The organism is Nitrososphaerales archaeon (assembly GCA_025058425.1).
Classification (GTDB): domain Archaea; phylum Thermoproteota; class Nitrososphaeria; order Nitrososphaerales; family JANXEG01; genus JANXEG01.
Genome location: JANXEG010000041.1, coordinates 1 through 12,668 on the forward strand (window position 1 = coordinate 1; position 12,668 = coordinate 12,668).

At 44.2% G+C, this 12,668-nt stretch carries 9 protein-coding genes; 4 read left to right on the forward strand and 5 right to left on the reverse strand.

The genetic code is table 11. From position 1 onward, the window contains the following. The coding region (locus tag NZ896_05120; GenBank protein ID MCS7116836.1) for a hypothetical protein at nt 1-792 on the reverse strand (792 nt) is incomplete at its 3' end. A 267-nt stretch (nt 793-1,059) separates the two neighbouring features. Between NZ896_05120 and NZ896_05125 the strand changes: the two genes are divergently transcribed. Continuing rightward, nucleotides 1,060-4,485, forward strand: coding sequence for a hypothetical protein (locus tag NZ896_05125; protein ID MCS7116837.1), 3,426 nt, complete (start codon nt 1,060-1,062; stop codon nt 4,483-4,485). A gap of 74 nt (nt 4,486-4,559) precedes the next feature. Here the strand turns inward: NZ896_05125 and NZ896_05130 are convergent, their stop codons facing one another. Genes NZ896_05130 through NZ896_05145 form a run of 4 tightly spaced genes read right to left on the reverse strand, consistent with a single transcriptional unit; the run spans nt 4,560 to nt 9,076 of the window. After that, nucleotides 4,560-5,765, reverse strand: coding sequence for a DNA double-strand break repair nuclease NurA (locus NZ896_05130; protein ID MCS7116838.1), 1,206 nt, complete (start codon nt 5,763-5,765; stop codon nt 4,560-4,562). 11 nt (nt 5,766-5,776) lie between these two features. Next, the gene (locus tag NZ896_05135; GenBank protein ID MCS7116839.1) at nt 5,777-7,201 is read right to left on the reverse strand and encodes a DUF87 domain-containing protein; all 1,425 of its coding nucleotides are present in this window, start codon (nt 7,199-7,201) and stop codon (nt 5,777-5,779) included. Next, nucleotides 7,198-8,937, reverse strand: coding sequence for a hypothetical protein (locus tag NZ896_05140; protein ID MCS7116840.1), 1,740 nt, complete (start codon nt 8,935-8,937; stop codon nt 7,198-7,200). The genes NZ896_05135 and NZ896_05140 overlap by 4 nt, the downstream gene beginning before the upstream one ends. Further along, nucleotides 8,915-9,076: a hypothetical protein gene (locus NZ896_05145; protein MCS7116841.1), complete on the reverse strand. Its 162-nt coding sequence runs from the start codon at nt 9,074-9,076 to the stop codon at nt 8,915-8,917. Before NZ896_05145 ends, NZ896_05140 begins: the two co-directional genes overlap by 23 nt. A 217-nt stretch (nt 9,077-9,293) precedes the next feature. Between NZ896_05145 and NZ896_05150 the strand changes: the two genes are divergently transcribed. The 3 genes from NZ896_05150 to NZ896_05160 form a co-directional block, all read left to right on the forward strand. Beyond that, nucleotides 9,294-9,668, forward strand: coding sequence for a hypothetical protein (locus tag NZ896_05150; GenBank protein ID MCS7116842.1), 375 nt, complete (start codon nt 9,294-9,296; stop codon nt 9,666-9,668). A gap of 6 nt (nt 9,669-9,674) precedes the next feature. Further along, entirely contained in the window at nt 9,675-10,976 is a 1,302-nt protein-coding gene (locus NZ896_05155; protein ID MCS7116843.1) for a formylmethanofuran dehydrogenase subunit B, read from the forward strand. Beyond that, nucleotides 10,977-12,668: formylmethanofuran dehydrogenase subunit A (locus NZ896_05160; GenBank protein MCS7116844.1), on the forward strand; the 1,692-nt coding region annotated here is incomplete at its 3' end.

Here is a 12,668-nt window from a genome sequence, read left to right on the forward strand (position 1 = left end):
TAATGGGATTATCCAACCTTCGAAGATGAGGCTCGACGATATCGAAAGTAAGATCATCGATATGAAGGCGATTATACCAAAACTTCCCGTAAAGTACTGTACCACCCAATAGATGAACGCCCCCGCATCACCCTTAAGTGCCTTCCCGCTATTCACGATCGGGCCTATGATATTCGTCAATGTGAGAACTTCGACGCCCGGGTAAAAGTCTATATTCACATAAGAGTACAGGATCGGTTGGCTGGTCAACTTTGAGGTCGTGGCTGTAGCTATAATTTGAATGGGAAGGTAGTAGGCAAGGAATGTAGCGATAGGATTGAACCTGCCAATCCTTCGATAGGTGGTTATAAAGAAGATGATGAGTGGTATCGCCATGAAGTAGTATGGGGTGAGCATGAGTATAGCTGCCAGTAGACCGAGTGATGCACCTATTGCCCCTTCAACCTTAACACTTCGTTCAGTAAGGATGACGATTAAAGGTACATACGCAAAGATGAAGTATGTTCCCGCCCAGTTCCCCACCAAGGCTCCGAATTGATAGGCGAGTGTGATGTTGATGATAAAGAGCAGACTTAATATCGCTACAGCTGTATCCCTTAAAGCGACCAATAGAAGGAGGATGGAAAAGAGTATCGCTAAAGATTGTGGCAAGAACGGAATAAGAGAAAGGCCGAGGTAGCATGATATACCGACCAGAATGGCGAATGTAATCCTTTCATGTAATGTTTCACCAACCTTTACTCTGGCGATCTGCATCCCAACCCTCTTAGCTAATGTATCCTTTTGTGCCATACTTTAAATGGTGAACCCCCTCTTTATCAGCATCATAACCACTATTTACCATTTTTATAAGATCATACCATTCGAATTCTGATTTTAATAATGACCTTTGCTTTAAAATACTTTTTTAATGATTTCATTCATCTATTAAATTTATATAAATCAAGATGAGATTATCTGCCAAATGCTATTTAATGAAATATTTTCTTTCAAACTTATAACGGAGTATTCTATAAGATTATGTGAATAGTGGTATAGATGCATCTGCGCAACTTATTTATGTTGTTAATAAGCACCTTCGTTCTACTGTCGATCACATCTATAATATTTGGTGAACCGGCTTACGCCCAAACTTATTCACTCACATTCAATGCCATAGCAACACCACCCATCTCCAACGTAGATGGAGCTACTGTAGTTATAAGAGGTTACATAGGTGCAACACCCTTCACCGTTACATACGCTGAGCTCCCAAAGACCTTCACAAATATAACCTTGGGCACAACGATCACCTATAACTACGAAGCTATAATCCCAACGACGGTTTCAGGTAAAAGGTACCGATTTCTCAGCGCTACGGGGCCAACATCGGGCTTTTCACTCTCAGCAGATACCGTGATCGTAGGAAATTATCAAACCCAATACTATCTGGCTGTGAATAGACCGAGCGGTGCGACGGGGAGTGGGGAAGGTTGGTACGATGCGGGTTCATCGGCGATCGTATCATGTAGCAACGTATGGAATGAGGTTGCGGGTAGAGTTAGGAGCAATCTGAAAAGGTGGCATGATGGTACAACGTACTTCGATGTATCACCAAGGAGTGGTAGTGGCTCATACTCTATAACTATTCTGATGAACTCTCCACGCACGATAACCTTTGAGGGTGTAACACAGTATTCTCTATCGATATCTGGAGGTGCAGATATTCGCTTCGATCCGCCGAGCCCCACCAACGACCATTGGTTCGATGCTGGTATGTCTATAACTGTATACTGCTCATACGTTAAAGTATCGGTACCGAATAAGGTTCGAGAGAGGATCGTCAGCTACACCTTGGATGATGTTACAAACTCCATAACACCCGCAGCCTCTGGTAGCTTTTCGATCCCCAATATAGTCTTTAACACTTACCACACATTGATCTTCAACAGCATAAAACAATACTTCCTAATGGTGAATGGAGGGAATAATGTAAATAAACTCTATAGCCAATTCGATGATGGTTGGTACGATGAAGGTACTGAAGCGAGGGTCGTGACCGATTACACATGGAACGTGATCGATGGAAAGTCTCGGATGAATTTAAAAGCGTGGAGTATCGATGGTGGAGAGTTGCAGTACATAGGGAGGAGGAGCTCGGGCCGATTCACGACACCATCCATAATCATGAACAATTACCGTACTGTAAACTTTCATGCCGTAACTCAATACTACCTATCTTTAAGGACGAGTGTCAGTGGTGCTACAGTATCACAATCCGGTAGCCAAACCAATGACAATTGGTACGATGAAGGCAGTAGTGCTACCATATCTGCGAGTTCACCTTACACTATAGGTACTACAGCTCGGTACGTATTTGCAAGGTGGAACCCCATTGAAGGGAGTCCATTAGGATTCCCTAGCGAGTCGAATCCCGCCAATGTAATTATGTCGAGCCACTTTATTATAGAGGCGGAATGGGTACGTGATAGAGTAATCTTGGATCAGGCATCGAATATACGTGTAGATGTAGGTTCTACCGCTGTAATAAGGATGCACTATGTATGGGAGAGCGATGGAACTAACGTGGTCGGATTCGATATTCATATAAATGGTACGGTTTACAAACCCGATGGCTCGGGTTGGATAACATTCTTATACAGCCAACCAACGATTGGTAAAAAGGTCTGGCTCACTACTTATGCGAACGGTGGATTTAATTTCGTAAATCGTGTAATGGCTCAAGTGATATTCGATAGGATCGGGATCGTCGTAAAGGGTGCCAGTGCCTATCGTGTGAATGTCGGTTCACCAGTTACAGTATGGTTCTCCGCTATATACGAGTATGATCAAATGAGGTTCGATGGTGATAAGGGTCTCATCTTGATCAACGATGAGCCCGCAAAGTGGAACTCTTTCCTACTAAGATGGGAATTGACCGCTTCATCACAATCGGTAGGTATGAAGAGATTTTCCGTATCCTCGATTCAAGATAGGGCCTATGGATTGAAGGTATTCAATGATGTAGCTGGATCTGTATCGATCATATGGGATAGGGTTAAAGTGAGTGGTAAAGGTACAAGCAACCCAAGAGTTGATATCGATACCCCATCGATCGTCTACTTCGAATTGAATTACGAATATGATGGTGAAGTCGTTTCAGATGGTTCGGTATCGATTCGTGGTATGCCCGCCCGATATAACCCGATTACGAAGAGGTGGGAGTTGAATGTATCACTCCCTACGGTAGGGAGGGAGTCATACTATGTAACCTCAGTATCTGGCAATAAGTATGGGATTACCATCTTGAACGATCTTGTAGGTCCTCAAGATGTCATTTGGGACCGTTTAGAGGTCTATCAAGGCGGTGTCGATAGAGAGCGGATCGATTGGAACTCCTCGGGCACGATCTGGTTCAAGGTTCGGTATCAATACGATAATATAGAATTTACAAAAGATTCTGGCTCGATCATCTTGAATGGCTCACTACCTATGGAATGGTCACCATCAAAGAATAGATGGGAGTATCGACCATCTTTGAATCGGGTCGGTAGATTGGCACTTCGAGTCGACGAAATCAAGGATAACCTGTATGGTTTATCCTCTCATAAAAGGTTGGACTCGGTCGGTACTCGCTCGATAATCTGGGATACTGTAAATATAACCTTATCCGTTCAACAGTCAAGAATAGATGTAGGGAGTAGTGCGAATATCTCTGCCAAAGGCTTTTATCAATTCGACAATAGTGAGTTTGTGGGTAGTATCATCTTGAATGATGCTATCACGAAGTTGAATGTCGGCCTCTATAACTACACCGTGAGTAAGATTATAGATAATAAGTACGGTTTGAAAACGTTCAGATCTAACGTAATCTCGGTAATCTTCGATACTGTAAATGTAACCTTATCATCGGTAGAGCGGATAGAAGTTGGAAGGAATGCGAATATTGTGTGGAGTGCGCATTACCTATACGATGGCAAACCCTTCAACGGGACTATTACATTGAATGATGAAAGTATGAAGACCCAGATCGGTAGATACCAATACACCGTAAAGAGCATAGTGGATAGGTCTTACGGGCTTACTTCTTTTAAATCGAATGTGATCCATATTACATTCGATAGGCTTCAGATCGAATATCGATTACAATCGTTCTTCCCGGGCTCATTGAAGGTCGTAGTGACATTAAAGTACCAATCTGATGATGCGCCCGTTGAGAAAGCTTCCGTCACGGTCAATGGTATCGAGGCTAGAGAGAGTTCTAAAGGTTTATATGAAGTCGATTTAACTACATGGAACCCCGTGCAAGGTATAACGATAATGGCCAAAGTTTCTGAACCTATGACCAATCAAACCTTATTCTCGCCATTGGTGATCGATGTAACGGCCTACCATCTGGGGAATATACTCAGCGGAGTGATCGCACAGGTTACCTTGATCATAACGATAATCGTCCTATACCTTCAGGTGTGGAAGAAGCGAAGAATTTCAGCAACACAACCGTAATCTTAAATTGGCAAACTTTTATCTACCATCAATCTCTTAATATGCTCCCTTTATAATAGATGATATCTAAATGGTCAATCCTCCGCCTTTTGAGGATTCAAATATGAGAAGTATTCTTGTAAAGCTAACTTATTCGAGACTTCGGGGTCTCGAATTAGACGGGCCTCGATTTCCTCCACGAACTCTCTATTGAAACCTTTCGGTAATGAAATATTTTCATCTATCAAGTCTAAGGCCCATGGCAATCCAGTGGCAGGGTTGTGAGAGCCCTTAAAGTAAGAAAGTATCGGCTTAACATCCATCTCTTTATGAACTTCGAATTCGAAGGGTGGTGCGCTACAGCATCGGATATAATGCCTTGCAGTCTGTAAGAACATATCCATCCCTATGCCCAGCGTCTCTTTAATACTTCGACTCAACTTCCTCTTCGTAGCTTCATAAATCTCATCCATCGTAACATTCTTCTTCTCATATAGCACTATATACCTATATACACGCCGAAATTCGTTGTAAAAATTGAATGAAATAGGTGAACCGAATAACCATTCGTAAGAGAACCAATGTTTAATGGGGAGGAGTATGGACATGACGTACTTGTCATTCACATCTATACAGTGATCTTCATTACCGTGAAGGTATAGGAGCCAACCATCTAAAGCGCTCGTCCGAGTACGCTTGATAATGCCGATGACCCTCTTCGACTTCAAAAGCTCCCAAGTAATATCCCTCACATCCTCTGTAAGCTCCATACCGCTACCGTATCCATACATATCTAACGGTTCGTTATTGATCAACTGGGCATCTACCCGAAATCCATAGAAGCTACCATCGATCAGAACGTAATCGACATCCTTCTCTTTTAAACAGTACAATGCAACTTCTCTCTCCAACTTGCATCGAAACATGTGGAGAAACTTTTGAGTTACATCCTGGCTACCGATCTGATCGTGTATGAATATGCCTGCACGGTACTCTTCTTCCACAAAATCTTCACCCTCAAAGATCATATAACCCGCACAGTAGGTTCCGAACCTACTCCCCAACCTTTCACTCATCGATGGTGAATTAGATCCATCGACGACCGAGATCCTCCATCTTCTCCATTCGTCACTATCCTCTATAGGTTCTGTGCGAATGTATCTCCTTAACTCGTTTATCTTCTTTATCCTCTCCAATAGCCTTTTCTTACACCTCTCTGCTTCTTCATTCGCATGTTGAAAGAATTGGTGTTGAAGTTGTATAGGCAGCTTTAACCATTCGGGAGTTTCCTTGACCTCCATTAACAACACCTTCATTCAGATATCTCGAATGTGATGAGAAGGGGTATGGGTGATGGATTCATACTGCCCATGAAGTAGAAGTGGCCCGGTGGTAATGATAGGAGGAATCGAGGATCTATATTGAATGGTGATAACCAATTACTCGCTTCATTCATATCTAGTGGGTGGATCTTCCCTATGAACTGTGTATTCAGATTGCGCCTTACTGCAGCATTTATCCCGATTTCACCAGCGATGCCTTGAGATAAGATGCAGATGGAGAGTTTATGAGTCCTACCCAGAGCACAGAGATCGATGATCATATCGGTAGTCTGTTGCTGAATCCCTTCGGGCTTAAATGGGCAGTACTGTGGCCCCTCATCGATGATCAAGGCCAGATAAAGGTCTTCATCATTCTGCATGCGCTCCATCAGATAATTCGCTAAAGTAAGGAACATGGATAATTTCTCATCCTTTCCGCTCTTCTTCATATCTATAATTAAGATATGCTTCTCTCTCGCTTCTTTCAATATATCCTTTGGCGTCTTCGTTCCGAGGATGCTTTGAATATCGGCATCGGTCAACCGCCTATACGCCCTTCTAAACCTCTGCTCCTCCTCAAAAGGCCTTCCACTCTGAAGCCTCTTCTCATTCACCGAATGGACGATCGAGCCCTCTAAAGCGATCCGAAACTCCTTCACACTCAAACCACGCCATTTTTCACTGAAGATAAAATCTTCCAAAGCCTGTACGATCGTCCCGCCACTCGATGAATATCCAAAGTGGCCCATCTTCTTATCAAGATAGGCGACTACGGTGTACGCGTCTAAGGCTATATCGGAGATGCTCAACACTTGATCCTTCGGGTAGTAAGGGGCATAATCTCTCCCTTTCCAATCCAGAACGATCACGTCATATCCACTCTTCCTCAAAAGGGGTATGATCTGATACCTCGCAAGGTAAGACTTACCACCACCTGTAGAAGCGAAGATACCGATATGGTAAGGGATGAATTCGTGATTTACGGGCACACGCCAATTGGGATGGCCTTCGTAATGGCCTATAGTCAACTTGTACTTACTTCCCGCGATCAACTTCATAGGTTCATCGTGATCCTCAAAGATCTTCACCTCTGAACTCGGTGCTATGATCTTCTTATTCTGTTGTATATACTCACTAACTTCACCGATCACCGATAGAGAGAAGTCGTAGCTCTCTTTGGCTGTAGAGGGATTCTTTCCTATACGTGCATAGGCAACGCCGGGATGATAACCGCTCGCCTTCAGATTTTCATTACATCCCCTGCCTTTCCTCAAGATCGCTAAGATCCGACCGCCATTTCGATTCTCCACCAAAACAAGATCTTCAGCCTTCACCCTCTTCTCCTCATTCTCTATTAGGATTACCCTCCCTTCTGTTTCGGAAGATTCACTGGCTACGATCCCGATAGTCCTCACGTAGAAACCACCTTACTGGAGAGCAACTCAGCCAGCTGTTTACTTCTTGTCGCTACAACGATCTGTGTAGAAATCTTTAAATTCATGAGCACATCCTTTAACCCCTCTATTCCTTTTTCATCGAGCCCTTCTTCGGGTTCATCGAGCAGTAATAGAGGGGCCCTTTCCAACCGGTTCGCAGCGAATAGTAGTGCGAAGCTCAGGGCCACATTTTCACCAGTACTCATCTGGTGCGAATAGAGCCATCGATCGTTGACCTTGCCTTTAACGACTAGAACCTGCCTCCCCCTTACTACTGTAGAATCAAAATCGACATCGCTGAACTTCTGGTAGGGGTAAATCCTTCTAAAGGCCTCCTTAAAGGATGACTTCAGATTGCTCAATTGCTCATTCCTCACCTCATTTATAACCTCGATCAAGGCCGACTTGATACTCAATAACCTATCTCGGAATTGTGTGAGTCGGTTCAATTTGGCATCTATCACATCCAACCTTAACTTCGGTACTTGGGTAAAGAATGCTCTAAAATCATCGAGCTCTTTCCTTAAACTCTTGCTCTTTATCTCCAACTCTAACTTTTCCCGCATGAGTCGATCTCTCTCTTCCAAGATGCGGTTAGCAACATCAGAATCTCCCGGTAGCACTTCGACTTGAGGGAGTGCCCTCGAAATTTCTTCTTCGAGGAGTCTGATCTGCTCTCTAATAATATTCACCCTCTCAAGGTTCTTCTCCTCGATCTCCAACCTCTTCTTCTTTTCATTAAGGAGTGCCTCGATATCTGACATTCGAGATATTAAGCTTCTATACTCATCATCGTAACTTTTGAAGCGGTCTAGAATATTGGGTCTGATCAACGATCCACAGAGAGGGCAATTCGTGATCTCCTCGATCCTCTTCCCTTCCAGGTCGAGGGTCTGCATCGCCGCTTCAAGAAAGGCGATTCGTTTCTGCATGGCGCTATACTTCGCCTCTAACTCACTCACCTCATCCCTCAATTCTTCTGAAAAGGGAGGTATGGAGGATAATTGGGCTTTATAATTCTCCAATAGCCTTTTCTTACTCTCTATCTCGCTCAAACGTTTAACCTGCTCCTCCAACCTCTTCTTTATACTCTCGGCCCAGTTGTATAGAGGTGCATCCCTCTCCATTCGATAATTGACCTCTTTTAATCTGATCTCCACATTCTCCAACTCTTCCTCAACCTTGTTCAACCTCTCCAAAGAAATTCGAGCCTGTTGAATCGATGATTTATACTGCAGCAATTCGCTCTGCTTCTTATCTATAGGTGTCGTTGTAATCGCTGAAACGATTTCATCATATTTGGATAGTCCAAGAATATGATCGAGTTTGATCAATTTCTCCATAGGTGCTCCAATGAAGAGCTTCGCGATCTCCCTCCCCTCGATGAATATCTTTTCATTTATATCTAGGGGTGTCTTTAAATCGGTCTTCAATTGTGAAGGTCTGCCACGCCTCTTCATCCTCTCCAATGTGAATGGCCGATCATCGTAAGTGCCAGCAATTCTGACCCACATGAACTCTGAATCCGCATGAATCAGATCATCTAGATTTAGGCCATTTATAGTAAGGCCTGTCAAGCCATAAAGTATTGCGAGGAGCCTACTCGTTTTACCAGATCCCATACCTCCGTAAAATACACTCAGATCGTCAAGAGAGAATTCTTCCTTGACGAGCCCTCTAAAACCGACGACTTCAACCTTCTTCACTCTCAACATCGGCAATCTCTCTCACCTTATTCTCTATAAAATCTCGCACTTGACTCGCTGACAATCTTAATAATTGTGATACCAATTCAAAATCTTCTATCGGCAATCTTTCTCTCAACTTCCTCTCTATATCACTTTCAATCGACATTTACAACATATTATGGGTGCGAGAGATAAAAACTTCACCATTTAACGATTCTTGATTGACATGATCGATTTGGGTTGATAAGTGTTAATAACTGTAGGATGAATGGATTTAATTCCATTCATTTCAAATCACATAATAATACTAATTACTTTCAGTGCAGATAGTTAATAAATACCCTATCTATACTAACTTATGATACTCTATGGGTTTAAAGGTATTGTTAATTACAGGGAGAAGTCTGCGCCAAGGTGTAGGAAAGGAGCATGGGAAGAGGGATGAAAGGTATATGGAGAGCGTTTCTACATGCGAAATATCTCCACAAGATCTAAGTGCCATTGGCATAAAGTCCGGTGATAATGTAAGAGTCAAGACTCAGTACGGTAGCGTGGTGATGAAAGCTATATCTTCACAATCGGTCAGACCGGGCATGATCTTCATCCCCTATGGTCCATATTCGAATGTACTGTTAAGGGCCGATACGAACAGCTCCGGTATGCCGACCTTTAAAGGTGTTCATGCAGAGATCGAGCCCGCGGTTGGGGAGCGAGTACCATCGATTAAAGAACTTGTTGAGATATACTATTCGAAGTGATGGGTAATGGTCGTATATGAAAATGTTTTATGCCCGGTCTGTGGGTGCCTTTGTGACGATATAGAGGTTACGGTTGAGGAGAATAAGATCGTAAAGGTGAAGAATGCCTGCGCAGTCGGTGCTTCTAAATTCCTCAACTATTACAAAGAGCGTAATACTACCCCGCTTATTAGAAAGGATGGAATGCTAAAACCCGTAGAATTGGACGAAGCTATCAATAAGGTTGCTGAGATCCTAGTAAATGCCGATTATCCATTGATCTACGGTTGGAGTCTATGCTCTTCAGAAGCGATCAAGGTTGGTATCGAATTGGCTGAAGAGGTCGGCGGGGTCATAGATAATCAATCGAGTGTATGCCACGCTCCCGGTATACAGGCGCTACACGATATAGGGGTACTCAGTTGTACCTTGGGTGAGGTTAAGCATAGGGCAGATCTGATCATCTACTGGGGTTGCAACCCCGAAGATGCACATCCAAGGCACCTTACCCGCTACTCCTTCTCTTCGAAGGGTAGATTTGCGAAGGATCCCAGTGAAAGAAAGATGATCGTGGTAGACGTTAGAAACACATCTACCGCCAAAAAAGCAAACACATTCATACTTATAGAGCAAGGGGCCGATTTCGAATTCATCTCAGCTCTAAGGGCAGCTCTGAAGTTTGAGGAGATCGAGGAGGAGCGTGTCGCTGGAGTACCGGTCGAGCAGATCGAAGAGTTTGCTGAAGTCTTAAGAAGTTGCAAGTTTGGGGTCATATTCTTTGGCCAAGGGCTCACCCAAAGTCCGGGTAAATCACGCAATATTGAGGCTGCGATCGCCTTGGTAAGGGATCTGAACGATTACACGAAGTTCGCCCTTATCCCCATAAGGGGCCATTACAATGTGGCTGGTGCCAACGAAGTTACCGCTTGGCAGACCGGTTTCCCCTATGGTGTAGATTTCAGTAAAGGGTATCCATGGTACAATCCCGGTGAAACTACCGCTGTGGATATTTTAAGAAGGGGTGAGAGCGATGCCGCCCTGGTCGTGGGCTCAGATCCTCTAGCCCACTTCCCTCGAGAAGCAGCGGAGCATCTGGCTGCAAATCCTCTAGCGGTGATCGATCCCGATATATCGATGACCGCGATGGCTGCCGATGTAGTAATACCTTCAGCATTCACCGGTATCGAGGTTGCGGGGACTGCGTACAGAATGGATCGAGTCGCTCTCTTGGTAAAGAAGGTGGTAGAACCTCCCAAGGGTGTATTGAGTGATGAGGAGATCTTGCGAATGATTTTAAAGAAGGTCCGCTCGTTAAAGGGGGTGAGTTAAATGGCTTCCTTACTGATTAAGAATGGTATCGTCTACGATCCGATAAATAAGATCGATGGCGAAGTCATGGATATCATGGTTAAGGATGGGAAGATCGTCGAATCGATAGATGAATCGAAGGCCCAAGTAATCGATGCTTCGAATAAGATCGTGATGGCTGGCGGTGTAGACCTTCATTCCCACATCGTCGGCCCCAAGGTAACCTCTGGCCGTATGTTAAGGGTCGAAGATCACTATAAAGACCTCGTAGCCAGAACTCGAGTCACTCGTGCGGGAACGGGATACTCTATACCATCCACATACATTACGGGCTATAGGTATGCGATCATGGGTTACACTACCGTATGTGAACCGGCGAATCCGCCTTTAAAGATGCTTGCTGTTCATGATGAATTGAACGATATTCCGATGATCGATAAGACCGTATACATCTTATTCGGTAACAACTGGTTCGTCATGGAGTATCTGAAGGAGGGTAAGATAGAGGAGTGTGCAGCATTCATAGCATGGATATTGAAGAGGATGAAGGGTTACGTGATAAAGATCGTAAATCCGGGTGGTGGGGAGAGCTGGAAGTGGGGCTCAAATATAGAGAGCCTAGATGTAAGAACATCCAACTTCGATATTACGCCTCGGGAGATCATCAGAGGGCTATGTAAGGTGAATAAGCTCCTCAATCTGCCCCATCCCATACATGTCCATGCCAATATGCTCGGCACACCCGGAAATTACTGTATCACCCTTGAAACCATGGATTGTGTTAGAGATCTTGCGAGTGATGATCGACCTATAATACATATGACCCATATACAATTCCACAGTTATGGAGGCTCGAACTGGGCATCGCTATCTTCAGCTGCTGATGAAATAGCGAATTATGTGAATAAGAATAAACATGTCACTATAGATATGGGCCAGATAACCTTTACCGATACTACCACGATGACTGCTGATGGCCCATTCGAATATAAGCTACAAAGGTTGACGAGGGAGCGGTGGATCAATACGGATGTCGAGGTCGAGGAGAGCTCCGGTATTGTACCCATTCATTACAGGAGGAACAATTACGTTCATGCTGTAATGTGGGCGATCGGTCTAGAATCGGCTCTACTTATAAAAGATCCGTGGCGTGTATTCATGACCACGGACCATCCGAACGGTGGCCCATTCACATACTATCCTAGGGTGATATCGTGGCTGATGAGTAAAAAGGCTAGAGAGAGTATTCTCAAGAAGGTACCTCGCATGTCGAGGAGGAGGACGAACTTGGAAGGTATCGACCGTGAGTATAGCTTTTATGAAATAGCGATAGTTACGAGGGCTGGAACGGCCAGAATACTTGGATTGAAGGATAAGGGCCATCTGGCCCCGGGTGCCGATGCAGATATAGCGATCTACGATTTCAATCCCAAGCAGTATGACCCATCCCGTGATTATAAAGAGTTGGTTAGGGCCTTCAGCAGAGCTGCGTACACGATCAAGGATGGCGAGATCGTTGCGAAGGATGGTGAGATCGTCAAACCATTGATAGGGAGAACATTCTGGGTCGAGAGTGAGATTCCTAAAGATATAGAGTCATCGACTGTATCGAGTTTGACGGAGAAGTTCCGTGATTACTACACGGTAAGTGTGGATAATTATATTGTACCTGAGAACTATCTGCATAGACCTCAACCCGTATTCGTGAAATCC